The organism is Halopseudomonas sp. (assembly GCF_047631575.1).
Classification (GTDB): domain Bacteria; phylum Pseudomonadota; class Gammaproteobacteria; order Pseudomonadales; family Pseudomonadaceae; genus Halopseudomonas.
In genome coordinates this window covers 120,125-143,475 of record NZ_JBLIAB010000006.1, presented here as the reverse complement: position 1 = coordinate 143,475, position 23,351 = coordinate 120,125, and the positions used below count along the sequence as shown (strand labels likewise).

Annotated in this window: 28 protein-coding genes and 1 pseudogene; 20 read left to right on the top strand and 9 right to left on the bottom strand. The window is 55.9% G+C overall.

Annotated features, from left to right (window positions below; all coding sequences use genetic code 11):
- Window positions 1–11 precede the first annotated feature (11 nt).
- From hslU to ACJAXR_RS12385, 6 genes are all read left to right on the top strand, one after another.
- A complete protein-coding gene (hslU, locus tag ACJAXR_RS12410; RefSeq protein ID WP_415058586.1) occupies window positions 12–1,352 on the top strand; it encodes an ATP-dependent protease ATPase subunit HslU in 1,341 nt (446 codons plus the stop codon).
- A gap of 81 nt (window positions 1,353–1,433) precedes the next feature.
- Entirely contained in the window at window positions 1,434–1,817 is a 384-nt protein-coding gene (locus tag ACJAXR_RS12405; RefSeq protein ID WP_415058585.1) for a gamma-butyrobetaine hydroxylase-like domain-containing protein, read from the top strand.
- Window positions 1,818–2,025: 208 nt separating this feature from the next.
- Window positions 2,026–3,705, top strand: a complete 1,680-nt coding sequence (phaC, locus tag ACJAXR_RS12400; RefSeq protein ID WP_415058584.1) for a class II poly(R)-hydroxyalkanoic acid synthase — start codon at window positions 2,026–2,028, stop codon at window positions 3,703–3,705.
- A 23-nt stretch (window positions 3,706–3,728) separates the two neighbouring features.
- On the top strand, window positions 3,729–4,586 hold the full coding sequence (gene phaZ, locus ACJAXR_RS12395; RefSeq protein ID WP_415058583.1) for a poly(3-hydroxyalkanoate) depolymerase: 858 nt from the start codon (window positions 3,729–3,731) through the stop codon (window positions 4,584–4,586).
- A gap of 84 nt (window positions 4,587–4,670) precedes the next feature.
- Window positions 4,671–6,308, top strand: coding sequence for a PHA/PHB synthase family protein (locus tag ACJAXR_RS12390; protein ID WP_415058582.1), 1,638 nt, complete (start codon window positions 4,671–4,673; stop codon window positions 6,306–6,308).
- Window positions 6,309–6,318: 10 nt separating this feature from the next.
- Window positions 6,319–6,933, top strand: coding sequence for a TetR/AcrR family transcriptional regulator (locus ACJAXR_RS12385; protein WP_415058581.1), 615 nt, complete (start codon window positions 6,319–6,321; stop codon window positions 6,931–6,933).
- A 102-nt stretch (window positions 6,934–7,035) separates the two neighbouring features.
- Here the strand turns inward: ACJAXR_RS12385 and ACJAXR_RS12380 are convergent.
- The 3 genes and pseudogenes from ACJAXR_RS12380 to ACJAXR_RS12370 all read right to left on the bottom strand — a co-directional run.
- Window positions 7,036–7,722 (bottom strand): annotated as a pseudogene (locus ACJAXR_RS12380) (phasin family protein); the annotation flags it as partial.
- A 20-nt stretch (window positions 7,723–7,742) separates the two neighbouring features.
- On the bottom strand, window positions 7,743–8,165 hold the full coding sequence (locus tag ACJAXR_RS12375) for a phasin family protein (protein ID WP_415058580.1): 423 nt from the start codon (window positions 8,163–8,165) through the stop codon (window positions 7,743–7,745).
- A 100-nt stretch (window positions 8,166–8,265) separates the two neighbouring features.
- On the bottom strand, window positions 8,266–8,541 hold the full coding sequence (locus ACJAXR_RS12370) for a polyhydroxyalkanoic acid system family protein (protein WP_415058578.1): 276 nt from the start codon (window positions 8,539–8,541) through the stop codon (window positions 8,266–8,268).
- 154 nt (window positions 8,542–8,695) lie between these two features.
- On the opposite strand from ACJAXR_RS12370, the gene ubiE reads away from it, so the two are divergent.
- The 9 genes from ubiE to ACJAXR_RS12325 are packed head-to-tail and all read left to right on the top strand — an operon-like array spanning window position 8,696 to window position 14,568.
- Window positions 8,696–9,457, top strand: a complete 762-nt coding sequence (ubiE, locus tag ACJAXR_RS12365; RefSeq protein WP_415058577.1) for a bifunctional demethylmenaquinone methyltransferase/2-methoxy-6-polyprenyl-1,4-benzoquinol methylase UbiE — start codon at window positions 8,696–8,698, stop codon at window positions 9,455–9,457.
- Window positions 9,457–10,080: an SCP2 domain-containing protein gene (locus tag ACJAXR_RS12360; RefSeq protein ID WP_415058576.1), complete on the top strand. Its 624-nt coding sequence runs from the start codon at window positions 9,457–9,459 to the stop codon at window positions 10,078–10,080. The genes ubiE and ACJAXR_RS12360 overlap by 1 nt, the downstream gene beginning before the upstream one ends.
- Window positions 10,077–11,669: a ubiquinone biosynthesis regulatory protein kinase UbiB gene (ubiB, locus tag ACJAXR_RS12355; protein ID WP_415058575.1), complete on the top strand. Its 1,593-nt coding sequence runs from the start codon at window positions 10,077–10,079 to the stop codon at window positions 11,667–11,669. Before ACJAXR_RS12360 ends, ubiB begins: the two co-directional genes overlap by 4 nt.
- A 53-nt stretch (window positions 11,670–11,722) precedes the next feature.
- Entirely contained in the window at window positions 11,723–12,127 is a 405-nt protein-coding gene (gene hisI / locus ACJAXR_RS12350; protein ID WP_415058574.1) for a phosphoribosyl-AMP cyclohydrolase, read from the top strand.
- Window positions 12,120–12,452, top strand: a complete 333-nt coding sequence (locus tag ACJAXR_RS12345; RefSeq protein WP_415058573.1) for a phosphoribosyl-ATP diphosphatase — start codon at window positions 12,120–12,122, stop codon at window positions 12,450–12,452. The genes hisI and ACJAXR_RS12345 overlap by 8 nt, the downstream gene beginning before the upstream one ends.
- Before the next feature lie 22 nt (window positions 12,453–12,474).
- On the top strand, window positions 12,475–12,711 hold the full coding sequence (gene tatA, locus ACJAXR_RS12340) for a twin-arginine translocase TatA/TatE family subunit (RefSeq protein ID WP_415058572.1): 237 nt from the start codon (window positions 12,475–12,477) through the stop codon (window positions 12,709–12,711).
- Window positions 12,712–12,717: 6 nt separating this feature from the next.
- Window positions 12,718–13,095 carry a Sec-independent protein translocase protein TatB gene (tatB, locus tag ACJAXR_RS12335; protein WP_415058571.1) on the top strand — a complete coding sequence of 126 codons (378 nt, stop codon included), beginning with the start codon at window positions 12,718–12,720 and terminating at the stop codon, window positions 13,093–13,095.
- On the top strand, window positions 13,085–13,864 hold the full coding sequence (gene tatC, locus ACJAXR_RS12330) for a twin-arginine translocase subunit TatC (protein ID WP_415058570.1): 780 nt from the start codon (window positions 13,085–13,087) through the stop codon (window positions 13,862–13,864). The genes tatB and tatC overlap by 11 nt, the downstream gene beginning before the upstream one ends.
- The gene (locus ACJAXR_RS12325) at window positions 13,861–14,568 is read left to right on the top strand and encodes a 16S rRNA (uracil(1498)-N(3))-methyltransferase (protein WP_415058569.1); all 708 of its coding nucleotides are present in this window, start codon (window positions 13,861–13,863) and stop codon (window positions 14,566–14,568) included. Before tatC ends, ACJAXR_RS12325 begins: the two co-directional genes overlap by 4 nt.
- Before the next feature lie 47 nt (window positions 14,569–14,615).
- On the opposite strand, the gene ACJAXR_RS12320 is transcribed toward ACJAXR_RS12325, so the two are convergent.
- Window positions 14,616–15,089 carry a winged helix-turn-helix transcriptional regulator gene (locus ACJAXR_RS12320; RefSeq protein WP_415058568.1) on the bottom strand — a complete coding sequence of 158 codons (474 nt, stop codon included), beginning with the start codon at window positions 15,087–15,089 and terminating at the stop codon, window positions 14,616–14,618.
- A 104-nt stretch (window positions 15,090–15,193) separates the two neighbouring features.
- On the opposite strand from ACJAXR_RS12320, the gene ACJAXR_RS12315 reads away from it, so the two are divergent.
- Window positions 15,194–15,922, top strand: a complete 729-nt coding sequence (locus tag ACJAXR_RS12315) for an SDR family oxidoreductase (protein ID WP_415058567.1) — start codon at window positions 15,194–15,196, stop codon at window positions 15,920–15,922.
- 25 nt (window positions 15,923–15,947) lie between these two features.
- Window positions 15,948–16,541, top strand: coding sequence for a 2-hydroxychromene-2-carboxylate isomerase (locus tag ACJAXR_RS12310; protein ID WP_415058566.1), 594 nt, complete (start codon window positions 15,948–15,950; stop codon window positions 16,539–16,541).
- Here the strand turns inward: ACJAXR_RS12310 and dtd are convergent.
- The 3 genes from dtd to ACJAXR_RS12295 form a co-directional block, all read right to left on the bottom strand.
- A complete protein-coding gene (gene dtd / locus ACJAXR_RS12305) occupies window positions 16,538–16,975 on the bottom strand; it encodes a D-aminoacyl-tRNA deacylase (protein ID WP_415058565.1) in 438 nt (145 codons plus the stop codon). The genes ACJAXR_RS12310 and dtd overlap by 4 nt on opposite strands.
- Window positions 16,976–16,978: 3 nt before the next feature.
- Entirely contained in the window at window positions 16,979–17,950 is a 972-nt protein-coding gene (gene pip, locus ACJAXR_RS12300) for a prolyl aminopeptidase (RefSeq protein WP_415058564.1), read from the bottom strand.
- Between the two features lie 123 nt (window positions 17,951–18,073).
- Window positions 18,074–18,655: an NnrU family protein gene (locus ACJAXR_RS12295; protein WP_415058563.1), complete on the bottom strand. Its 582-nt coding sequence runs from the start codon at window positions 18,653–18,655 to the stop codon at window positions 18,074–18,076.
- A 296-nt stretch (window positions 18,656–18,951) separates the two neighbouring features.
- Here ACJAXR_RS12295 and ACJAXR_RS12290 point away from each other — a divergent pair, with 296 nt between their 5' ends.
- The 3 genes from ACJAXR_RS12290 (at window position 18,952) to ACJAXR_RS12280 (ending at window position 22,030) form a co-directional block, all read left to right on the top strand.
- Window positions 18,952–19,263 carry an EthD family reductase gene (locus ACJAXR_RS12290; RefSeq protein ID WP_415058562.1) on the top strand — a complete coding sequence of 104 codons (312 nt, stop codon included), beginning with the start codon at window positions 18,952–18,954 and terminating at the stop codon, window positions 19,261–19,263.
- A gap of 109 nt (window positions 19,264–19,372) precedes the next feature.
- Window positions 19,373–20,251, top strand: coding sequence for a glutathione-dependent disulfide-bond oxidoreductase (gene yghU, locus ACJAXR_RS12285; protein WP_415058561.1), 879 nt, complete (start codon window positions 19,373–19,375; stop codon window positions 20,249–20,251).
- A 120-nt stretch (window positions 20,252–20,371) separates the two neighbouring features.
- Window positions 20,372–22,030 carry an NAD(P)/FAD-dependent oxidoreductase gene (locus ACJAXR_RS12280; RefSeq protein WP_415058606.1) on the top strand — a complete coding sequence of 553 codons (1,659 nt, stop codon included), beginning with the start codon at window positions 20,372–20,374 and terminating at the stop codon, window positions 22,028–22,030.
- A gap of 60 nt (window positions 22,031–22,090) precedes the next feature.
- On the opposite strand, the gene ACJAXR_RS12275 is transcribed toward ACJAXR_RS12280, so the two are convergent.
- Window positions 22,091–22,222: an entericidin A/B family lipoprotein gene (locus tag ACJAXR_RS12275; RefSeq protein ID WP_415058560.1), complete on the bottom strand. Its 132-nt coding sequence runs from the start codon at window positions 22,220–22,222 to the stop codon at window positions 22,091–22,093.
- A 164-nt stretch (window positions 22,223–22,386) separates the two neighbouring features.
- Window positions 22,387–23,250 carry a DNA ligase gene (locus ACJAXR_RS12270; RefSeq protein ID WP_415058559.1) on the bottom strand — a complete coding sequence of 288 codons (864 nt, stop codon included), beginning with the start codon at window positions 23,248–23,250 and terminating at the stop codon, window positions 22,387–22,389.
- Between the last annotated feature and the right edge of the window lie 101 nt (window positions 23,251–23,351).

The window sequence follows — 23,351 nt, the reverse complement described above, 5'->3', positions numbered from 1 at the left end:
GAATCACAAGCATGTCCATGACCCCCCGCGAGATTGTCCATGAACTGGACCGCCATATTATTGGTCAGCAGGACGCCAAGCGCGCCGTAGCCATCGCGCTGCGCAATCGCTGGCGTCGCCAGCAGCTGCCCGACGCACTGCGCAACGAAGTGACCCCCAAGAATATCCTGATGATTGGTCCGACCGGTGTAGGCAAAACCGAAATTGCCCGCCGTCTTGCCAAGCTGGCACAGGCTCCTTTTATCAAGGTCGAAGCTACCAAATTTACTGAAGTGGGCTATGTCGGTCGTGATGTCGAATCGATCATTCGCGATCTGGTCGATGCGGCCTTAAAGATGCTCCGCGTGCAGGAGATAGCCAAGGTCGGCCACCGCGCCGAAGATGCCGCCGAAGAGCGAATCCTTGACGCACTCCTGCCGCCCGCTCGTCAAGGTACCGGCGACCAGCCTGCCCGGGAAGACAGCAGCACCCGACAACTGTTTCGCAAGCGCCTGCGCGAAGGCCAGCTGGATGACAAAGAAATAGACATCGACGTAGCCGATGCGCCTGTCGGCGTGGAGATCATGACACCACCGGGCATGGAAGAAATGACCAGCCAGCTGCAGAACATGTTTTCCAGCTTTGGCAAGGACAAGCGCAAGACGCGCACGCTCACCGTCAAGGAAGCGTTCAAACTGATTCGTGACGAGGAAGCGGCGCAATTGGTCAACGAGGAAGAACTCAAATCTAAAGCCATCGAGGCAGTCGAGCAGAATGGCATCGTCTTCCTCGACGAGATCGACAAGGTGAGCAAGCGTGCCGATAGCGGCAGCGGCGCGGACGTTTCACGCGAAGGGGTCCAGCGCGACCTGCTACCTCTGATCGAAGGCTGCACGGTCAATACCAAATTCGGCATGGTCAAGACTGACCATATCCTGTTCATCGCTTCGGGTGCCTTTCATCTGACCAAGCCCTCAGATCTGATTCCCGAGCTGCAAGGCCGCCTGCCCATCCGCGTCGAACTAAAATCCCTGACGCCCAGTGACTTTGAGCGCATTCTGACCGAGCCCGACGCCTCTCTGACCGAGCAGTATCGCGCTCTGATGCAAACCGAAGGTTTGACCATCGAGTTTGCCGACGACGCAATCAGCCGGCTGGCCGAGATCGCCTGGCAGGTCAACGAGAAGACCGAGAATATTGGTGCCCGTCGCCTGCATACGGTACTTGAACGGCTGCTGGAAGACATTTCCTTCAGTGCCGGCGACCTCGCTTCAACACAAGACGGCACCGCGATCGTGATCGATGCGGCCTACGTGGACGAACATCTCGGCGAGTTGGCGGTAAACGAGGACTTGTCCCGCTATATTCTCTAGACCAGCACCCGGGCAGCGCGTTGCAGACCAGGCACTTGCTTACAGGTCTGCAACAGCTCGGCCCACCAAGAGGGACAGCCCATGTCGCCCGCACCCGTTCCCACAGCCATAAAACTGCAGAAAGCCTCGCGCACCTTACGCCTCACCTATGCCGATGGCCGAAGCTTCGATCTGTCCGCCGAATACTTGCGCGTGCACTCTCCCTCAGCTGAGGTGCGCGGCCACGGCAGACCCGTGCTGCAGACCGGTAAACAGCATGTTGCGCTAAGCGGAGCGGAGCCCGCCGGACGCTACGCTCTGAAGCTGATCTTCGATGACGGACACGATAGCGGCCTGTATACCTGGGATTACCTGCATGAACTAGCGATCGAACAATCCAGTCGCTGGCAGGCATACCTTGATCAAATGCACGATGCCGGCGCCAGCCGTGACCCACATACCAGCGCAGTCCGCTTTAGCCCCTGAGCCTACTCTCTGCGACCCAACAACCGCGAACAAGCATCTAAATACCTCCAAGCAAGGAAAAAATTTATTTAACTGCCGCGCAAGCCATGCTAATTTGAATCATAAGGTCACAATTGATTGGATTCTCGAAGACCCCCTTCATACCTTCAAAAAAACGCCACGACCATCAGTTATTACTGAGATCTGCTAACCTACGGAGCATTACCCGATGGGCCACAACAATAATGAAGAGCTAGGCAAGAGGGCAAGCGAGAGTATTCTCGGGCCGAACCCGGTAATCGGCGCACCCACGCGCGACATCATCAACACGGCCAGACAGGTCATGCAACAGACCGTCAAACAGCCCGTACACAGCCTCAAACATATCGGCAAATTGTCAATGGCCGTCACCCGAGTCATGCTTGGGCGCTCTGAAATAGCGCCGACTCCAGAAGACAAACGCTTCCTTGACCCCACGTGGAGTCTCAACCCGTTATATCGGCGCTATATGCAGAACTATCTGGCCTGGCGGACCGAGCTCAACGAATGGATCACCTCCTCGAACCTTCCTACGCAGGATATTGCACGCGCGCAATTTGTCATTTCGCTCCTGACAGAAGCCATGGCACCAACCAATACCGCACTTAATCCCGCGGCGATCAAACGTTTTTTCGAAACCGGCGGCACAAGCCTGAAAGACGGTTTAACCCACTTGGTACACGACATAGCCAACAACGGTGGCATGCCCAGCCAGGTAAACATGAAGGCCTTCGAGGTCGGTAAGAATCTCGCCATCACCAAAGGCTCGGTCGTGTTTCGTAACGAGGTGCTGGAACTGATCCAGTACAAGCCCCTGACCGAAGAAGTCTACGAGCGCCCGGTGCTCGTCGTGCCGCCTCAGATCAACAAGTTTTACGTATTCGACCTGTCGCCGGAAAAGAGTCTCGCTCGCTATCTGACTGCAAGTCACATGCAGACTTTCGTTGTCAGCTGGCGCAATCCGACCAAATCCCAGCGTGAATGGGGCCTTTCGACCTATATCGAGGCGCTGAAAGAAGCCATCGACGTCGTCCTGGCGATCACTGGTAGCAAGGATCTGAGCATGCTTGGCGCCTGCTCCGGCGGCATCACTACCGCATCGCTGCTAGGTCATTATGCTGCTTTGAAAGAAAAGAAAGTACACGCCTTCACCCTGTTGGTCAGCGTGCTGGATACCCGGATAAAAACGCAGGTCGCACTGTTCGCAGACGAACGATCAATTGAGGCAGCGCGGCGTATGTCCTACCAGAACGGCGTTCTGGAGGGCAGGGACATGGCCAAGGTATTTGCCTGGATGCGTCCCAATGACCTGATATGGAACTATTGGGTCAATAATTACCTGCTGGGCAACGAGCCGCCGGTGTTCGACATTCTTTTCTGGAACAACGACACTACCCGCTTGCCCGCAGCGTTGCATGGCGAGTTCCTGGAAATGTTCAAGACCAACCCTCTGACCCGGGCAAAAGCATTAGAGGTCTGCGGAACACCCATTGATCTCAAGCAGGTAAAGGCAGACTTTTTCTGTATCGCTGGACTGAATGATCACATCACTCCCTGGGACGCCTGTTATAAATCAGCGCAGCTTCTAGGCGGCAAGTGTGAGTTTGTGCTGTCTTCCAGTGGTCATATCCAGAGCATCCTGAATCCGCCTGGCAACCCCAAGTCGCGCTTCTTTACCAACACGCATATGCCTGACGATCCGAAGGAATGGCTGGAAACCGCCACCAAGCAGGCAGACTCTTGGTGGCCGTACTGGCTCAACTGGCTGCACGCACGGGCTGGCAAAATGAAACCTGCGCCCACAAAACTCGGCAGTGAAGAATTTGCGCCGATGGAAGCGGCGCCCGGGACTTACGTCCACGAACGCTAGGAGCGTGCAAACGAGATCGATACATGCCTCAGTCATTTGTATTTCGCACCATTGAGTTAGATGGCCAATTCTTGCGCACGGCCGTCCGACGGGGCAAGAGTCATATCCCGCCATTGCTTATCTTTAACGGCATTGGCGCGAATCTCGAATTAGTTTTTCCATTTGTCAAAGCACTTGACCCTGACATGGAAGTCATCGTCTTTGACGCCCCCGGTGTTGGTGGCTCCTCGACGCCCAAAACACCCTTCCGTTTCCCAGGTCTGGCCAAGCTTGCTGCACGCATGCTCGATTACCTGGATTACGGTCAGGTCAACGTCATTGGCGTTTCCTGGGGGGGCGCGCTGGCGCAGCAATTCGCCCATGACTATCCTGAACGCTGCAAGAAACTCATTCTCGCAGCCACCTCCGCGGGTATGGCCATGGTACCGGGCAAACCCAAGGTCCTTCTCAAGATGGCCAGCCCCAGGCGTTATATCCAGCCATCTCATGTCATCAAGATTGCCCCTGACATTTATGGCGGTGCATTCCGCCGCGATCCCAATCTAGCTCGCAGTCATGCAGCGAAGGTTCGCTCCTCAGGCAAGATGGGTTACTACTGGCAGTTGGCCGCTGGCATCGCCTGGACCAGCATTCACTGGTTGCATAAAATCCATCAGCCAACACTGGTGCTGGCCGGTGACGACGACCCCATCATCCCACTGGTCAACATGCGCATGATCGCCTGGCGTATCCCGAATGCCGAGCTTCACGTGATTGATGATGGACACCTTTTCCTGATTACTCGGGCAGACGCAGTAGCGCCGATCATCATGCGTTTTCTCCATGAGGAAAGGCGACCGGCTGTAATTCGGCCCCCCAGGGAAACGGCAGCAAAGCGCTGAAACAACGACTGGCCAGAGCAATGCCGCGCGATACATTGGCTGCACTTCCAATCAATTATTTTGTATCTGGACAAGGAACGCTGGATGCCCGTGAGCAGTGCCCATACCGGATCGGCGGCCCTGGCAGGCGATCTCGCCAACAGCTTGCAAGCCGTATTGGGTACGCTGCCAGCGCAACGCTCGTATCACACCAGACAACTGGCTAGGCTCGTTACGCAATTACTTCGTGCAGCGCGCGGCCAGAGCACTCTAGCCATCCCGCAACGTGATAGCCGGTTCGATCATCCTGCCTGGCAAAGCAACCCTTTGCTCCAGCGTATATTGCAGATGTGGCTTGGTAGCACAGTGCAGTATCAACAGTGGTTGAGCGGACTCGATATTGCCGAAACAGATCGTGCACGGCTCATTCAGCTTGGTGAGATGCTCAGCGCAACCCTCGCGCCCAGCAATACACCATTCAATCCACGGATTCTCGAGCGCGTAAAGGCTACGCGCGGAGCTAGCCTTTGCCAAGGCGCACAGAACCTGGCTGCCGACATTGTATTGCGGCAACCCCTAGCTCCGCTGTGCCCTGACGACGCTTTCCTTGTAGGTCGAGACCTGGCGCATACGCCCGGACAGGTGATTCTTCGCGAGCCACTATTCGAACTTATCCAGTATCGCCCCACAACGGTACAGCTACACGCCAGCCCCCTGTTAATAATCCCTCCACCGCTCAACCGTTTTTATTTGCTGGATCTGACCGAACGCACCAGCCTGGTCAAGCATGCCCTTGATCAGGGATTGCATGTGTTCCTTATCAGTTGGCGTAACCCAGACGCGAGTCACTGCGGATCGGGCTTCAACCACTATGTCAGGGCCTGCGATCACGCACTGAAAATCGTGAGCCAGGTGACCAACCATGCCCCGGTCAGCCTGCTCGGTGTCTGCGCCGGGGGCCTGCTCACTTTGTTGCTACAAGGCGTATTAACGAGTAGAAGGCAAGGCGATAGAGTCTGTGCTGCCAGCTATATGGTCACGCCGATTGACGCTCGTCTGAGCACCGGACTGGTTCGCTTGCTTGGCCCTGCAGCCCGCCAGCGACTGCGCTTAAAAGTATGGCAGCGTGGCTTTCTGCCGGCTGAGGATATGGCTCGCGCTTTTGCATGGCAACGTCCGGAACAATTCGTCTGGCCTCAGGCACTGGATCGATACGCATTGGGACACACACCTATGCCACGGGAGATAATGTCATGGAGCCAGGACAGCACGCGTCTTCCGGCCCATCTGGTGGACGACCTACTGGACTATTTCGAACGTGACCCCTTTGCCTGTCCAGGCAGCCTAGTCCTGCAAGGGTGTTCTATCGACCTGCGCGCAATCACCACTCCCAGCTGGCACCTGGGTGCACAGCATGATCACATCGTACCCTGCCATAATAGCTTCCCCGGCCAACGGCTGGGTGGCGACAGCACGTTTGTGCAAAGTCACAGCGGGCATATCCAGAGCCTGATAAACCCGCCTGACCATCCCGGCGCCTGGTTTCGTGCCGGAAAAGTTGCACACGATGACATGCCCGAATGGCTGAATAAATATAGCCCTCAGTCAGGTAGCTGGCGGCACCACTGGACAGCCTGGCTCAAATTGCACAGCGGGAAGATCGTCGCTGCACCAAAAGTTCTGGGTAGCGCCGCATTCCCACCATTACAGCCCGCACCCGGGCGTTACGTTCACCAATCATGAGGGAGCAGCAATGAAAACGCGTGAACGTATCCTGCAATGTGCTCTGGAGCTGTTTAACGAAGATGGCGAACCAAATGTCACCACGCTGGATATAGCCAATGAGCTGGATATGAGCCCCGGCAATCTCTACTACCATTTTCGTGGCAAGGAAGCATTGCTGGAAGAGTTACTCGCTGACTTCATGGACAAGACCCATGGATTGCTTCACCTCGAAGCCGACCCGCAAGGGCTTGAGCCCGAGGACTATTGGCTTTTTCTTCACCTGTTGTTCGAGTCGATCATCGCATACCGCTTCCTGTTTCAGGACCTGTCCAACCTCATGGGGCGCTACAGCCTGATCTCTCGAAGTATGCGGCAGTGGGTTGAAGCGCTTCGCGGCACATTGCTGGAGCTGCTCCTTGCACTCCGGGATCAAGAGCGCCTGCGGTGCGATGATCGCGCCCTCGAACGGCTGCTCGACGCACTTTGCCAAACCGTTCTGTTCTGGCTCGACTACCAGCGCATCAGTAGTCGCGCAGACGGTGACCCTACCCATGCAGTGCAGCAGGTGCTGGGGCTGCTAGTACCCTATCTTGAAGCCGATACCCGTCACTGGATGAGCAGCCTGATAGAACGCTACGATTGAATCGGACTGTAATCTGACAGCAGAAATCTCTACCCTCAGGCAATAAAAAACCCGACCTACTTGCGCGGGTCGGGTTAGTCATCTCAGCAGACGTCAGCTATTCGCTGGCTTCTCCGCTGACGTAACCGGACTGATTGCCGCTGGTGCCGCCGGAGCGGTAGCGTCAATCTTGCCTGGAGCCGCCTGCGGCTTAGCAGCAGTCGTGCGCTGCTTAGCTGGTGCCTTGGGCTTGGCTGGCGCTTTCGCTGCAACCGGGGCCTTGACCTTAGCCGGAGAGCTTTTGGCCGCAGGCTTAGCGACTGCGGGCTTTACTATCGGCTTGACTGCAACCTTAGGAGCCGCCTTCACCGGCGCCTTGGCACCCTTCAATGTGCTGATCAATTTGGTCAGCTCATCAACTTTCGCATTCAACGCTTTTACTTCGTCGCGTGAAGGCACACCCAGGCGGGACACGGCACTGTTAAGACGCTTGTCAAAAGCAGCTTCCAGCTCATCCCATCTGCTTGACACCTTGCCCCGGGCCTTGTCGACCTTGGACTTGGTAGCCTCGACAGAATCTTTCTTGGTTTTGCTTGCCTTACCTTTAACGGTATCGACTTGCTTGTCGATTTCGGCTTTAGCCGCTTTCTCAGCTTGCTCGCCATCCTTGATCAGCGTATCGAAGAGTTTGACACCCTCCTTACCGACCTTGGCGTAAGCGCCCAAACCTGCCAGCCAGATCTGCCGCGAATAGCTTTCTATATCGCTGATCCAACCTGTGTCTTTTTCCTGCTTTTTCTTGCCCGCCATGGAGTGACTCCTTTGTGACCTTACTTGCTTTGCATCGACTTGATTGCAGCGTTCAGATCATCCAGCTTAGCAGATACCTGATCAATGTCTTTCTTGCTGGGAATACCCATGCGGCTCAACGCAGAGGCAACACGATCGTCGAATACTTCTTCAACTTTGTTCAGGCTGGAACCTGTGCGTGTCTGAAAGCGCTCACGCAGGCTTTCTACCTTGCTGTTAACACGGCTGGTAGCAGACTCAACCTGGCTGGAAACCAGTTCCTTGCCTTGCTTCTCGACTGCTTCGCCTTCAGTTACCAACTTTTTAAAGTAGTCGGCGCCTTCCTTACCGGCCTTGGCGTAGGCACCCAGGCCTGCCAACCAAATCTGGTGGGCGTAGTTTTTCATATCGCTTGCAGCAGACGCGGTGTTTTCTTCAACTTTCTTGGCTGTGGATTTGGCCATGGTAGTGACTCCTTTGATGTATTTAAAAGTGGACCGGATATCGATCCTTGGAAGCCAAACTACCGATCAAAATTAGAAAAAACATACTAAAAGCGTGATTTCAACTCAAATACTTATCCAACGCTTTATCAATCTCGCCTTTGACCATGCCCGCCATAGGCGTAAGCATCATGCCCAGCTTGACCGTCACATGTACCTGATTCTCCGAAACACTGATGCAGCCATCAGCTCCACTGCGCTTGAATTTTAGATCATCGCCTTCCCACGTGCACTTGGCATCCAGCTTCTGCGCCAGCTTGTCTGCCAGTTTCTGCGCTCGCAAACGCGCCTCATCCTTGCCCAGGTTGTGCTCGCGGGTGATATCGACAGTCGCCATAGGGTATCTCTCTTGTTAGTTACCAGTGCCACAGCATGCCCCAAAGCCAGTCTAACGTCATCCTGCCTGTGCGACAGCTTGTCCACCTGAAAAGCCCCGCTCAGAATGAAAAAGTGGTTAGAATGAGCGCTGATTTGCCCAGGCAGACGAGCCCATGACAGACGAGCAGAAAACAGATCGCACTACACACTTTGGCTACCAGACCGTGGACGAGTCGGAGAAGGCGGCGCGCGTAGCCGATGTATTCCATTCGGTCGCAGCGCGTTACGACCTGATGAACGATTTAATGTCAGGCGGCATACATCGTTTATGGAAGCGCTTTACTATCGAACTGTCCGGTGTGCGTCCGGGCAACCGGGTTCTGGATATCGCCGGCGGCACAGGTGACCTGGCCCAGAAATTTTCGCGCCTGGTTGGCCCGGAGGGCGAAGTAGTCCTCGCCGATATCAATGAGTCCATGCTCAAGGTCGGTCGTGACCGCCTGCTGGATCTCGGCGTGGCAGGTAATGTCCGATTCGTACAGGCGGATGCCGAAGCATTGCCTTTTGCGGACAATCATTTCGATTGCATCACCATCGCCTTTGGTTTGCGTAACGTAACTCACAAGGATCGCGCTATCGCCTCGATGCTCCGCGTATTGAAGCCTGGGGGCCGTTTGCTGATATTGGAGTTTTCCAAACCCGGCAACAAGTGGTTGTCACGGGCCTATGACCAGTATTCGTTCAAGCTGCTGCCGCTGATGGGCAAGCTGGTTACCAACGATTCAGAGAGCTACCGATATCTTGCCGAGTCGATCCGCATGCATCCGGATCAGGAAACACTCAAAGCCATGATGGAAGAGGCAGGATTTGCCCGGGTTACTTTTCACAATATGACCGGTGGCGTAGTAGCGCTGCATCGGGGAATCAAGCCCTGATGCTGACCCGAGCAATGCTTGCTGCAACGGAGCGTAGCCTCAAGCTGGCGCTGAACCGCGACCCACTGACGGCCAGACGTCTCGCTCCGCTGGAGGGCAAGACCATACTGGTTCAGGGCCGTGATCCAGACTGGCAACTGTATCTCCAGCCTGGCAACGAAGGGATCGCTCTGTCCACCAGTCATGGCTCACAGCCAGACTGTACATTAAGTGCACCCAGCAATTTGCTTGTTCGTCTCCTGCTCAGCAATCAGCGCCAGCGTTTGCTGCAAGACCCGCAATTGCAGCTCACCGGCGATAGCCAGGTATTGGTCAGCCTGCAAAACACGATGGGCGATCTACGTCTGGACGGTGAAGCCGAACTGGCCCGCTGGCTCGGGCCAGTTGCCGCCCATGCCATTGCCGACATCGCGCGTGGAAGTTGGCAGTGGGGGGGGCAGGCGAGACAGTCAATAAACCGTAGCCTCGCCGAATACCTTACTGAAGAGAGCGGTCAACTGGTAGGGAACGCCGAAGCTGGCGCCTCTGCCGAACAGTTGTATCAGCTGCGCCTGGATCTCGACCGCCTGGAAGCTCGGGTAAATCAACTGAGCGTAACCGACCCGGAACCCCCTAAAGCATGAACCCGACCGCTCTACTGCGCTTACTGCGCATTGCCCGTATCTTTACCCGCTACCGCCTTGATCAGCTGCTTCTCACATTCCCGCTGCCCTGGTTTGCCAGATTACTGTTGCGCATCGGTCCCTGGCGGCTGTGGCCCGCCCCGCGCGACCTTGGCCGCGGGGCACGTCTCCGTCTGGCTTGCGAGGATCTCGGCCCGGTATTCGTCAAGTTCGGCCAGATTCTGTCTACTCGCCGGGATCTGCTGGCAGACGATATTGCACTGGAACTGGCGCGCCTACAGGACAAAGTACCTCCCTTCCCGGCCGACCAGGCCCGGCGGCGCATCGAAGAGCAACTAGGTCAATCCATTGACTCGGTATTCAGTAGCTTCAGCAACGAGCCACTAGCCTCCGCGTCGGTCGCGCAGGTCCATGCTGCGCGTCTCCATGATGGCAGCGAGGTAGTAGTTAAGGTTATTCGACCCGGCATCGGCGCAACCATTCATCAAGACATGCAATGGCTATTCCTGGCCGCCCGACTGCTCCAACGTGTCTGGATTGAAGGCCGTCGCCTGCGTCCTGTAGAAGTCGTCAGCGACTATCAGAACACCATTTTCGATGAGCTGGATCTGTATCGAGAGGCTGCCAACGCCTCACAGTTGCGGCGCAATTTCGAAGACTCCCCGCTACTCTACATACCCAAGATCTACTGGGACTGGAGTCGCCACAAGGTACTGGTGATGGAGCGTATCAACGGTTTGGCCGTGACCGACATGGCCAGCCTGGTTGACCAACGCACCGACATGAAAAAGCTCGCCGAGCGTGGCGTGGAGATATTTTTCACTCAGGTTTTTCGCGACAGCTTCTTTCACGCTGACATGCATCCGGGAAACATTTTTGTCTCGCGCAGTCACCCATGGGACCCCCAGTATCTGGCGGTAGACTTCGGCATAGTCGGCAGCCTTACCCCGGAAGATCAGAACTACCTCGCGCGTAATTTAATGGCCTTCTTCAAACGCGACTATCTGCAGGTTGCACAATTACATATCGACTCCGGCTGGGTGCCCGCCGACACGCGGGTCAATGAATTCGAAGCGGCCATCCGTAGCGTCTGCGAACCGATTTTCGAGCGACCACTGAAAGACATCTCCTTTGGTCAGTTGCTACTGCGCCTGTTCCAGACGGCTAGACGCTTTAATATGGAAGTACAACCGCAGCTGGTTCTTTTGCAGAAGACCCTGTTGAACATCGAAGGTCTGGGCCGAGAGCTCTACCCCGAGCTCGATTTGTGGGCCACCGGCCAGCCCTACCTCGAACGCTGGATGCGCGAGCGCGCCATGCCAGCCCAACAGTTGCGGCACTGGCACAAGCAGCTCGAGCAGGTCCCAGCTTTACTGAACAGTGCCCGGTATGCACTGGACAACTTGCCTAAGCGCCAGCCGCAAGTAGTTATTCGCTCCGGCAATACCGGCCTGCGTGTGGTTGGCTTGTTACTAGTGCTGCTGGGTGCAAGCGAACTAGGCGCAGATCCTGCAACGTGGAGCGAGGCCGAACCGGTCCAGTGGTTGCTGGTGGCGCTCGGCGGCTGGCTGGTGCTGGGTCGCGGATAACTACCGCTGGCGCAACCCGACCCATAACTGGCACACTTCCACGCATGAGTGACATGACTGAAAAAAACAATTGGCTGGACAACATAAAGTGGGGTCAAGATGGACTGATCCCAGCGATTGCACAGGATATTCACACCCAGCGTGTGTTGATGGTCGCCTGGATGAACCGCGAAGCATTGCAGCTCACCGCCGCCGAAGGCCGCGGTATTTATTGGTCTCGCTCACGGCAAAAACTGTGGCGCAAGGGCGAAGAATCAGGACACGTGCAGGTGCTACATGAACTGCGTCTGGACTGTGATGCTGACGTTATTATCCTGATGGTCGAGCAGATCGGCGGCATGGCCTGTCATACGGGCAGGGAAAGCTGCTTTTATCGCGTCCTGCGCGGCGGTGAATGGCAGTCGGTCGACCCTGTTATAAAGGATCCCGAGCATATTTATGAGCACAAACATGAATGACACTCTGAACCGCCTGGCAGTCGTGCTCGAACAGCGTAAGCTGGCCAGCACCGAGAACTCCTACGTTGCCAGTCTGCACGCCAAAGGACTCAACAAGATTCTCGAAAAGGTCGGCGAGGAATGCACGGAAACGCTACTGGCAGCAAAGGATTGCGAGCATAGCGAAGACAAGTCCGAACTGATTGGAGAAACTGCCGACTTGTGGTTCCACACCTTGGTCATGCTCAGCCATCTGGGTCTGGGACCGAACGATATACTGAGCGAACTGGAGCAACGTTTCGATCTCTCCGGTCTGGCTGAAAAGGCATCTCGCCAACTGAAATAGGGCTTCGCCCTGGAGGTTTCCCATGGGTTTTGGTGGCATCAGCATCTGGCAACTAGCAATCGTTCTGGTGATTGTTATTCTGCTTTTCGGCACCAAGCGCCTGAAAGGCGTCGGTAGCGATCTGGGCGAAGCAATCAAGGGCTTTCGCAAGTCGGTCAACACCGAGGATGAAAAGCCTTCGGTGCAGGACAAGACAAGCGCAGAGACATATGAGGCTGAAGCTGAACGTAAAAAGCAGGAAAGCCGGTCCGGAGACTGATTACCCATGTTCGATGTCGGGTTTTTCGAATTACTGGTGATCGGAATCATCGCCTTGCTGGTGCTCGGACCCGAACGGTTGCCGGGCGCCATACGCATGGCCGGGCTAACCATCGGCCGAATCAAGCGGGGATTCTCCGACGTAAAGTCTCAGATCGAGCGCGAGATTGGTGCAGATGAGATTCGACAGCAGCTGCACAATGAGCGGGTAATGAACACGCTGGAAGATCAGGCAAAAGAGGCTGTTCCTCCAGTCTCAAATGTAAAAACTGATCGTCATACGGCTGTCACGGATACAGAACAAACTGATCCTGTTGCCGATCCGCCCAGCCAAGATACCGAACACAGTGCCGCAAACGAGCAAAACCCCCGCAATGACGGATAAACGCACCCCCGCCCAACTTGCCGAAGACATGCCGCTGGTAGCGCACCTGACCGAGTTGCGCTCTCGCTTGTTACGCATCGTGATGATCTGGCTGGTTATATTTGCTGGTCTATTCTATTTCGCCAACGACCTGTATACCTTTATTTCTGAACCCCTACGCGTGTTTTTGCCGGAAGGCACCAGCATGATCGCCACGGACGTGGCATCGCCATTTCTAACCCCATTCAAACTGGCTCTGGTCAGTGCGCTGTTCCTCGCCATGCCTTTCATCCTGCACCAATTTTGGAGCTTCATAGCGCCAGGCCTCTACAAGCATGAAAAGCGTCTCGCGGTTCCGCTGCTCGCCTCCAGTATTGTGCTTTTTTATGCGGGTATGGCTTTTGCCTATTTCGTTGTCTTTCCGTTGGTTTTTGGTTTTTTTACCAGTACAGCGCCCGCCGGCGTAGCGGTGATGACGGATATCAACAAGTATTTGGATTTTGTGCTGACCCTGTTTATGGCATTCGGGCTAGCATTCGAAATCCCCATCGCGACCATTTTACTGGTATTGGCTGGCGTCGTTGACGTCGCCAAACTGAAAGAGATCCGCCCCTACGTCATAGTCGGATGTTTCATCATCGGCATGGTCTTAACGCCGCCGGATGTGATATCGCAGGCCTTGCTGGCGATACCCATGTGGCTACTGTACGAAGTTGGCATCCTGTTCAGTATGTTGATCAAAAAACGCAAGCTCGCCGAACAGCCCTCGGATGACCAGCCCGGGGCATGAACCTCGTTCTCGTCAAAGACGCCGATTTTCTTTCCAGCGACCGGATCGAACTCCGCGATAGGCGCCTGCAACACTTACGCGGCGTGCATCAGGCACAACCGGGCGACACAATCAAAATAGGGTTGCTTGGCGGGTTAATGGGTGAGGGCCGTGTACTCAGCCTGGACGATGAACGCGTCGAGCTGCAGGTGAATTTTACCCAGCAACCCCCAGCCAAGCTCTCGTTGACACTAGTGTTGGCCATGCCCCGCCCCAAGATGTTTCGCCGCATTCTCCAACACTGCGCCACCCTCGGCGTAGCCGACATTATTCTGCTCAACAGTTACCGCGTTGAAAAAAGCTTCTGGCAAACCCCCTTTCTGCAGCCCGGCCACATTGAAGAGAACCTGCTGCTTGGGCTGGAGCAGGCACGCGACACCATCATGCCAACCGTTCGCATCGAAAAACGCTTCAAACCCTTCGTCGAAGATCAGCTCCCTGAGATAACTGCTGGCTCTCTAGGCCTGGTGGCACACCCAGGCAACTATGCTCAGTGCCCGCGACAGGTCACCCAGCAAGTAACGCTAGCCATAGGTCCTGAGGGTGGCTGGATACCCTACGAGCTCGACAAACTCGTTGCGGCCGGACTGCAACCCGTCCAACTGGGCGAGCGCATATTGCGGGTAGAAACCGCGGTAACGGCTCTGGTTAGCCGCCTGTTCTGACCTACCGTTGACCCGCTGCCTTTACTGTAGTTGCTTACTCCAGACTGCTAGACAGGAAGTACACTCTCACCAGACCAGCCTGCACCAGCAACAGCTCGCACATCGCGTGCACCAACCGGCTCGCCGCACTCAGAGCACACCGTGATCGGACGCATCACCTGACCGCACGCCTTATGCACGTGCAGCACAGGTGCCCCACGCTCATCCTGCATATGCCGGTCCCCCCAGGAAACCAGTGCAAGAATAGTAGAATGCAAATCCAGACCTTTTTCGGTCAAACGGTATTCCTCGCGCACGGGTCGTTGCTGGTAGGCCACTTTTGTCAGTACGCCATGCTCGACCAGCTTTTTTAAACGACTGGCGAGTAGATGGCGCGCTATGCCCAGGCGCTTTTCGAACTCGTCGAAACGGCGAATACCGAGAAAGCAATCGCGTAAGACCAACAGCGTCCATTTATCGCCAATCACCGCCAGGGTTCGCGCCAGCGAGCAGGGCTGTTGATCCAGTTCTTCCCAACGCATGGTTAATCCTCATCAATAATACAGGCTCACAATAACTTGACAGGTTCCAAAAAGAAACTGACTATGAATATAGTTCCAAAAAAGAACCCACAAAGGAAGAAGCTATGTCTACCTCACCTGTTGCAGTCATTATCGGTGCCGGCGATGCGACTGGCGGCGCTATTGCTCGGCGCTTCGCCCGGGAGGGTTACACGCTTTGCGTGACCCGCCGCAAGATTGAACAGCTTGGTCCGTTAGTCGATGGCATTCGCCAAGAGGGTGGCATCGCCCACCCCTTTGGTTGTGATGCGCGAAGCGAGGAGAAAATGGTCGAGCTGTTCGAGCACATCGAGCAGAACGTCGGCCAGATCGAAGTAGTGGTATTCAACATCGGCGCCAATGTGCGCTTCCCGATCACCGAGACCACCGAGAGGGTCTTTCGCAAGGTCTGGGAAATGGCTGCGCTGGGTGGCTTTTTGGCTGGCCGCGAAGCGGCGAAGGTCATGTTGCCGCGCGCACGGGGCACCATTATTTTTACCGGTGCAACCGCATCACTGCGCGGGAGCAGCGGCTTCGCCGCTTTCGCCAGTGCCAAGTTTGCCTTGCGCGCGCTGGCTCAGAGCATGGCCCGCGAATTGGGACCCCAAGGTATCCATGTCGCCCACCCGATTATCGACGGCGCAATCGATACGGCCTTTATTCGTGATACGTTTCCCGAGCGCTACGCACTGAAGTCCGAGGATGGCATTCTCAACCCTGAACATATTGCCGAGCAGTACTGGCAATTGCATCGGCAACCCCGTGATGCCTGGACGCACGAACTTGATCTGCGCCCCTGGATGGAAACGTTTTAAGCCCCCTTCCCTGCGAGAGATAATCATGAACAAACAAATCGAATTCTTTTTTGACGTTGGCAGCCCTGCCAGCTATCTGGCCTGGACACAGCTTCCAGCATTGGCTGAGCGCCATGGCGCGACACTGGTATACCGACCCATGTTACTTGGCGGTGTGTTTCAAGCGACCGGTAACCAATCACCTGCCAGCATTGAAGCCAAGGGCGCATACAGCCGTATCGACTTTCAACGATACGCCCAGCGCTACGGGGTAACCCTGAAGCACAACCCGTACTTTCCAATCAACACGTTACAGTTAATGCGCGGCGCGCAAGCACTGCTTGAGACCGAGCAACTGGTGCCCTATCTCACCGCCGTCTTCACTGCAATGTGGGTAGATGAACAGGACATGGGCCAGCCGGAAGTCGTCGGCAAGGTGCTGGCCGCGGCGGATTTCGATCCCGCTCAATTAATGGAGCATTTGAGTGATCCGGTAGTCAAGCAGGGGCTAAAGGATACGACCGAGGAGGCAGTGCGGCGCGGCATATTCGGCGCGCCTACACTATTCGTCGACGGTGACATGTTTTTCGGCCAAGACCGATTGGATTTCGTCGAGGAAAAACTGGCGGCTATGGGTTAATTCTCAAGCAGAAAGGTGACCGGTCCATCGTTGACCAGATGCACTCGCATGTCAGCGCCAAAGCGCCCACTAGCCACGGGCTGGTGCAATGAGACCGCGCGACCGAGCATGTAGTCGTACAAGGCGGCTGCGTGCTCAGGCGATGCTGCTGTGGAGAAACCCGGTCGCCGACCTTTGTGAGTATCGGCGGCGAGGGTAAATTGCGACACCAGAAGCAAGCCTCCGCCGACATCCCGCAGGGAAAGATTCATACGCCCCTGGGGATCATTGAAGACCCGGTAGTCCAGTAGCCGCTTCAACATATTGTCGGCAGTCTGCTGGTCATCCTGCGGTTCAACACCGACCAGCACCAGCAGGCCTTGGCCGATCGATCCCACTGTCTCCTCGGCCACCTCGACGCGTGCTGTGCTGACTCTTTGCAGCAGTGCTTTCACACGCTACTCCGCCCGGGGTGCCAGACCAAGAAGTTGACGAGACATGGTTTCTGAAGCTCTGACCAATGCGTCGGCGATACCGTTTTCAGAAGCCGCATGACCGGCGTCACGAATGATCTGCAACTCACTACCCGGCCATTTGTGGTGAAGGCTGTGTGCATTGTCCAACGGACAGACCATATCGTAACGCCCGTGCACGATGATGCCGGGGATGTACTCAATGCGATGCATGTTGTCCAGCAACTGATTCGGCTCGAGGAACGAATGATTAACGAAATAGTGGCATTCTATTCGCGCGATGGCATAGGCACGCCGTGCATCGCTGAAACGATCCACGACCTGCGGACTGGGTCTCAGTGTTGCGCAACGACCCTCCCAAAGAGACCATGCCTTAGCCGCATGCATACGACAGATTTCATCATCACCGGTCAGGCGCCGATAGAACGCAGCGACCATATCGCCGCGCTCGACCTCCGGGATCATCGATACATAGTCCTCCCAATAATCCGGGAATATATGGCTCGCCCCTTTCTGGTAGAACCACTGAATATCCTGGTCGCGACACAGGAAGATGCCGCGCAAAATCAAACCCATCACCCGATCCGGATATGCCTGAGCATAAGCCAGTGAGAGAGTAGACCCCCAGGATCCACCGAACAGGACCCATTTTTCGATACCTAGATGCTCGCGCAACACTTCGAGGTCCTCGACCAGATGCTGGGTCGTATTATTCTCCAGGCTGGCATGGGGCGTGGATCGGCCGGAGCCGCGCTGATCGTAAGTGATGATTCGATACACCGAGGGATCGAAGAAACGACGGCTCAAGCTATCGCAGCCCGCACCGGGGCCACCATGGATAAACACCACCGGCAAGCCATCGGCCTGGCCACTCTCATCTACATAGAGCACATGGGGCTTTTGCACAGCCAACTCATGACGGGCGAAAGGTTTGATCTCCGGATACAACAGCTGCATGGTGATGGCTCCTGACCTCTGTGACAGCCACAATGGGCTGATTCCTGGGGGAAAGCGCGTTGATAGACGCTAGCGCGCTCTCACCCACAACACTACTGACCGCTGGGGGTTCTGTCGCTCGGCTCAGACGCCGAAGGGCTTCACACCAATTAGCAGGACATGCAACCAGAGTGCAAATGCGACCCACAACACCAACCCAACGACGATAGCAATAGCATCCCGGCTGACCTGGCCTGCTGGATAACGCACACCTGCAATCCGATCACGCTTGCGTGATACGACATACAGCGGCACAGCCCAGAGCAGAAAACCACCAAACAACAGCAAATCAGCCAAGGTGCCATTGGCCAGAAGATGAGCAACGGCCCAGAACTTCACACCCAACAACATCGGGTGACCCACGCGGGCCTTGATGTGCGTATGCGGCACATAGGTGGCCACCAGCAGAATGAACGCGGGAATGGTCAGCAAGGCAGCCAGGTGGCGAGTCCATGCTGGCGACACCCACAACCAGGTCGGATCAAGCCGTGCCTGACCGTAGCCCCAGATGATCATGATCAGGCCTAGAAGAGCTATCAGCGAGTAGACACCCTTCCAGGGCAACAGACCTATTTTATCGATTTTTGCCGCACGCCACTGGGGGGCGAACAAGCGGGCGGAATGCACCCCAAGAAACAACAACAGACCAATCACCAAAGCCAACATCGTAATGTCCTTTTTATCGTTTTACTGCTAATCGTTAATGCAGGAGACCACTATAGCCGGCGTGACTGGCCAGCGCATCCGTCCCCTCTACATTTAAATATAAGACAGTCACTGATGGATGATGCAATCATCCTTTACTGTACCAAGCGCATAGCGCTGAATTTTTTCACTACCCTGACGGTCTCTTCAGCTAACACCGATTTGGCCCTAGTTAATCGCATGTTCTGGCACTTATGCGGTTCACTCCGGCATACAAGACAGGTTACCTTGAACATACCAAAAACAGGAGACACCCAATGATCAAAGCAAGCGTGATGTATCCCAATAGCCCTAATGCCCGTTTCGACATGAAATACTACCTGGACTCTCATATGCCCATGGTGACCAGCGCTCTGGCCGATGCTTGCCTGAAAGCGGAAGTAGAGAAGGGCGTCGCCGGTGGCACGCCTGGAGCCGAAGCCCCGTTTGTGGCCATCGCCAACCTTTACTTCGACAGCCTCGAGAGTTTCCAGCAGGCTTTCGCGCCTAACGCTAAAGCGTTCGCTGAAGACATTCCCAACTACACCGATATCGTCGCTCAAATTCAAATCAGCGAAATACAGGGCTAATGTCTCCAGTCGAGAAAACATGCTCGCCGGCGCCACTGGCATCCCCGCGAGCGTGAAACCGGGCGAAACTGCCCGCAACCTGATGTCCACCAACAGGAGCACAACTGTCATGACCGACCCAACCTATACGCCGCCAAAAGTCTGGACCTGGGATGCCGAAAATGGGGGTGCATTCGCCAACATCAACCGCCCTGTCGCCGGGCCTACCCATGACAAGGCATTACCGGTAGGCAAGCATCCGTTGCAGCTGTATTCGCTCGCCACGCCCAACGGTGTCAAAGTCACCGTCATGCTTGAGGAGCTGCTAGAGAAGGGTTTTGAGGGCGCAGAATATGATGCGCACCTGATCAAAATTACCGAGGGTGACCAGTTTGGTAGCGGCTTTGTAAGCGTCAATCCCAATTCCAAGATCCCTGCACTGCTCGATCGCACTGCCGATCCCGCGGTGCGCGTGTTTGAGTCCGGCGCCATTCTTCTGTATCTGGCGGAAAAGTTCGGTGCTTTCGTCCCCACCGACCCCGCACAGCGCGCCGAATGCCTGTCCTGGCTGTTCTGGCAGATGGGCAGCGCACCGATGCTCGGCGGCGGCTTCGGACATTTTTATGCCTACGCCCCGGAAAAATACGAGTACCCCATTAATCGCTACGCCATGGAGGTCAAGCGTCAGCTCGATGTACTCGATCGGCAGCTAGCGAGTCAGGAATACATCGCCGGTGATCAGTACACCATCGCCGATATGGCCATCTGGCCCTGGTATGGCGCCTTGGTAACCAATAAGGTCTACGAGGCTGCCGAGTTTCTGGAAGCTCACAGCTACACAAATCTACTGCGTTGGACCCTTCAACTGGAAGAACGCGCCGCGGTCAAACGGGGTCGTATGGTCAATCGGGCCTGGGGTGATCCCAGCGAGCAATTGCGCGAACGACACGACGCCAGCGATTTCCAAAACCGTACTCAGGACAAGCTCGACGCCGCGCAAAAAAATTGAGTCTTGGTCCCAAACTCCAAGGCAGTTAGAATGCCCGCCAGACTGATCCGCCCCGGCTTCGTCCATATAGAGTGGACGAAGCTATGCACCTCTGCCGGAGACACCGGCCAGGACTCCACTATGATTCGTATCAATGAACTACAGCTCCCCCTTGGACATCCGTCCGCGGCCCTGCGCAGCGCAATCCTCGCGAGGCTCAAGCTCGGCGAGTCCGATCTGATCGATTTCACCGTGTTCAAGCGCAGTTACGACGCGCGCAAGAAGAACAGTGAGATCAACTTCGTTTACATCATTGATGTCCAGGTGCATGGCGAAACACAGGTGCTTGCTCGATTCACCCACGACCGCAACGTGCGGCTCACTCCAGACACCGGTTACTACCCGGTGGCGCAAGCGCCCGCCGAATTGAATGAACGGCCTCTAGTGATTGGTTTCGGACCCTGCGGTCTATTTGCCGCGTTAAGCCTGGCGCAAATGGGTTTCCGACCCATCGTACTGGAACGGGGCAAGGAGGTGCGTGCCCGCACCAAGGACACCTGGGCGCTGTGGCGCAACAAGGTACTGACGCCCGAATCCAACGTGCAGTTTGGTGAAGGCGGGGCGGGGCTGTTTTCTGATGGCAAGCTCTACAGCCAGATCAAGGATCCCAAATTTTATGGCCGCAAGGTGATGCACGAGTTTGTGCGTGCCGGCGCGCCAGCCGAGATCATGTACGTCAGCAAGCCGCATATCGGCACCTTCCGGCTGACCGGCGTCGTCTCGACTATGCGCGAAGAAATCCGAGCCCTGGGCGGCGAAGTGCGGTTTGACAGCCGGGTCACCGATTTCCTCGTCGAGGACGGACGGATCGAAGGCGTCACTCTGGCCGACGGAGAGGAACTGCGCAGTCGTTATGTTGTACTCGCGCTGGGTCATAGCGCGCGCGATACCTTTCGGCGGCTGCATGCCCGGGACATTTATATCGAAGCCAAGCCCTTTGCAATCGGATTTCGTATTGAGCACCCGCAATCGGTGGTCGACAAGGCGCGCCTGGGTAAGTATGCCGGACACCCCGATCTGGGGGCCGCCGACTACAAGCTGGTGCATCACGCGAAAAATGGCCGGGCCGTCTACAGCTTCTGCATGTGCCCCGGCGGCACTGTGGTAGCGGCCACGTCGGAACCCAACCGGGTCGTGACCAATGGTATGAGCCAGTATTCGCGCAACGAGCGTAATGCCAATGCTGGCATCGTTGTTGGCATTACTCCGGAAGCAGATTTTCCCGGAGGGCCACTAGCCGGTATGGAATTGCAGGAAAAGCTCGAATCCAAGGCCTTTGAGCTGGGTGGCAACGATTATTGTGCACCTGGGCAACTGGTCGGAGACTTTATCCGCAGCCAGGCGTCTACTCAACTAGGTGAAGTAGAACCCTCCTATCAGCCTGGTGTACTGCTGGGCGACCTGGCGGCGGCTCTGCCGGCTTACGCCATCGACGCGATCCGCGAGGCCCTGCCAGCCTTTGGCAAACAGATTCGCGGCTTCGACCGGCATGACGCAATCCTCACCGGCATAGAGACTCGTACATCGTCACCGATCCGCATCAAGCGCGACAATCTGTCACTGCAAAGCATCAACACCCGAGGCGTCTATCCCGCTGGCGAGGGCGCTGGGTACGCGGGAGGTATCCTGTCTGCCGGGGTAGATGGCATCAAGGTAGCCGAAGCCGTCGCCCTGGCAATGCTCAGCGATTTATCCATGGGATCCACCGTAGGACACCGCCCGCAACCTAAAAAGAACTGAATCCACTGACAAATGCTGGCGCCGGATGACAGGCCCAGCTTTACCTGTGTAGTGAGTTAGTTAACCCGCGCTTCTCTGAATAGCTTCACCACCTTGCTCAATATCCTCTCCCGCGCCTTGCAGGGTGTTGCAGCCAACGATGCTGAACAGCAAGAACATACCCAACAGAATCGATTTAATTTTCAGGTTCATTATAAAACTCCTTATCCAACGCTTGAAAAGGTGGGGCACATTTCGCAGTTACGCTGCCATTTCTGACGTGGCTGCGCCTGCGTCTGGTCCCGGAACCCGCCCCACTCAATCAACTGGCAGATTGAAAATCCGTTCCGTATTTGGTTAGAGCTTGAACAACAGATTCAGTTCAATATCGGGGACGTAGGCGGTGCTTTCCGAGTGCGCAAAAATCGCGCGAAGCGTGGTAGACCTGACGAGGTCAGCCCGTTAAAGCGGTAAGTCACCCAGCTACCCACGGGGGGTGGTTGCGTTCTGTCTGCGTCGCTTAATCCGCTGCCCAGGCGAAAGCGCCTTCCATCCGCGCTCTCTACATCCAGTGCACCAATCTTACCCGTGTACTTTCCGTTGCCCGCGGTGTAGCCGAGCACGCGAGCTTCTGCATCCTCGTACAATTTGTATTTGACTAAATCCTGGCTGCGCCCGGATAAATACCTTGCGTTCTGATGATGCAGCATCAGCCCCTCGCCGCCATCGGCAACCAGTGCCTCAAGCGCTAGATCAAGCTCATCGGTACTTCTCACCTTGAACTGCTTGATCGCTCGCAACCACGGGATTGCGTGCGCCGCAATATCACCCATGACCTGCACCCGCTCACCAAATACACCTCCATGCCCGGGCAAGTCAAAAACCATGAACTGGATTTGATGCCACTCAGCATCATCAGTACCACTGCTGCGCACAATGGTACTGGTCACATCGAAACTGCCGCGCGCGATCCACAACTCGCCGTCCATAGTCATCGCAGGCCAGTGTTGGGTGAACCAGGCTGGCGCTTTAATTAGGTAGCCGCTTCGGGTCCACAGCGCCTCCCCATCCCAATGCCCCCGCACACCGTCCAGCTTTTCGCTAACCCAATATTCAGTAACCGGCGCATTGCCTGGGTAGATGCTCGCCAGCATAGCTTTGTGGCTTGCACCTTGGGCGCCGACGATCGAGGAAGCGCATACAATATAAAGATACAGCCAAACGAAACGAAGATTGCGCATGATGACGTCCCTGTCGTCGCCTACTGATTTGAAGTGGATCTGAGGCAGTAGGGCCAATACTGCAAGTCCACGCCTGCAAAACCAAACCAAGAAAGTGGTAT

Bases quoted from the DNA above. Each gene is read 5' to 3' on its own strand.
- ACJAXR_RS12385 (WP_415058581.1), top strand. From the start codon at position 6,319: ATGAAAACGCGTGAACGTATCCTGCAATGTGCTCTGGAGCTGTTTAAC.
- ACJAXR_RS12310 (WP_415058566.1), top strand. From the start codon at position 15,948: ATGAACAAACAAATCGAATTCTTTTTTGACGTTGGCAGCCCTGCCAGC.
- ubiB (WP_415058575.1), top strand. From the start codon at position 10,077: ATGAACCCGACCGCTCTACTGCGCTTACTGCGCATTGCCCGTATCTTT.
- ACJAXR_RS12375 (WP_415058580.1), bottom strand. From the start codon at position 8,165: ATGGCCAAATCCACAGCCAAGAAAGTTGAAGAAAACACCGCGTCTGCT.
- phaC (WP_415058584.1), top strand. From the start codon at position 2,026: ATGGGCCACAACAATAATGAAGAGCTAGGCAAGAGGGCAAGCGAGAGT.
- ACJAXR_RS12370 (WP_415058578.1), bottom strand. From the start codon at position 8,541: ATGGCGACTGTCGATATCACCCGCGAGCACAACCTGGGCAAGGATGAG.
- ACJAXR_RS12325 (WP_415058569.1), top strand. From the start codon at position 13,861: ATGAACCTCGTTCTCGTCAAAGACGCCGATTTTCTTTCCAGCGACCGG.
- ACJAXR_RS12290 (WP_415058562.1), top strand. From the start codon at position 18,952: ATGATCAAAGCAAGCGTGATGTATCCCAATAGCCCTAATGCCCGTTTC.
- tatA (WP_415058572.1), top strand. From the start codon at position 12,475: ATGGGTTTTGGTGGCATCAGCATCTGGCAACTAGCAATCGTTCTGGTG.
- ACJAXR_RS12405 (WP_415058585.1), top strand. From the start codon at position 1,434: ATGTCGCCCGCACCCGTTCCCACAGCCATAAAACTGCAGAAAGCCTCG.
- ubiE (WP_415058577.1), top strand. From the start codon at position 8,696: ATGACAGACGAGCAGAAAACAGATCGCACTACACACTTTGGCTACCAG.
- pip (WP_415058564.1), bottom strand. From the start codon at position 17,950: ATGCAGCTGTTGTATCCGGAGATCAAACCTTTCGCCCGTCATGAGTTG.
- yghU (WP_415058561.1), top strand. From the start codon at position 19,373: ATGACCGACCCAACCTATACGCCGCCAAAAGTCTGGACCTGGGATGCC.
- phaZ (WP_415058583.1), top strand. From the start codon at position 3,729: ATGCCTCAGTCATTTGTATTTCGCACCATTGAGTTAGATGGCCAATTC.
- ACJAXR_RS12390 (WP_415058582.1), top strand. From the start codon at position 4,671: ATGCCCGTGAGCAGTGCCCATACCGGATCGGCGGCCCTGGCAGGCGAT.
- ACJAXR_RS12295 (WP_415058563.1), bottom strand. From the start codon at position 18,655: ATGTTGGCTTTGGTGATTGGTCTGTTGTTGTTTCTTGGGGTGCATTCC.
- tatC (WP_415058570.1), top strand. From the start codon at position 13,085: ATGACGGATAAACGCACCCCCGCCCAACTTGCCGAAGACATGCCGCTG.
- ACJAXR_RS12345 (WP_415058573.1), top strand. From the start codon at position 12,120: ATGAATGACACTCTGAACCGCCTGGCAGTCGTGCTCGAACAGCGTAAG.
- tatB (WP_415058571.1), top strand. From the start codon at position 12,718: ATGTTCGATGTCGGGTTTTTCGAATTACTGGTGATCGGAATCATCGCC.
- ACJAXR_RS12270 (WP_415058559.1), bottom strand. From the start codon at position 23,250: ATGCGCAATCTTCGTTTCGTTTGGCTGTATCTTTATATTGTATGCGCT.
- ACJAXR_RS12275 (WP_415058560.1), bottom strand. From the start codon at position 22,222: ATGAACCTGAAAATTAAATCGATTCTGTTGGGTATGTTCTTGCTGTTC.
- hisI (WP_415058574.1), top strand. From the start codon at position 11,723: ATGACTGAAAAAAACAATTGGCTGGACAACATAAAGTGGGGTCAAGAT.
- ACJAXR_RS12280 (WP_415058606.1), top strand. From the start codon at position 20,372: ATGATTCGTATCAATGAACTACAGCTCCCCCTTGGACATCCGTCCGCG.
- ACJAXR_RS12315 (WP_415058567.1), top strand. From the start codon at position 15,194: ATGTCTACCTCACCTGTTGCAGTCATTATCGGTGCCGGCGATGCGACT.
- ACJAXR_RS12360 (WP_415058576.1), top strand. From the start codon at position 9,457: ATGCTGACCCGAGCAATGCTTGCTGCAACGGAGCGTAGCCTCAAGCTG.
- ACJAXR_RS12320 (WP_415058568.1), bottom strand. From the start codon at position 15,089: ATGCGTTGGGAAGAACTGGATCAACAGCCCTGCTCGCTGGCGCGAACC.
- hslU (WP_415058586.1), top strand. From the start codon at position 12: ATGTCCATGACCCCCCGCGAGATTGTCCATGAACTGGACCGCCATATT.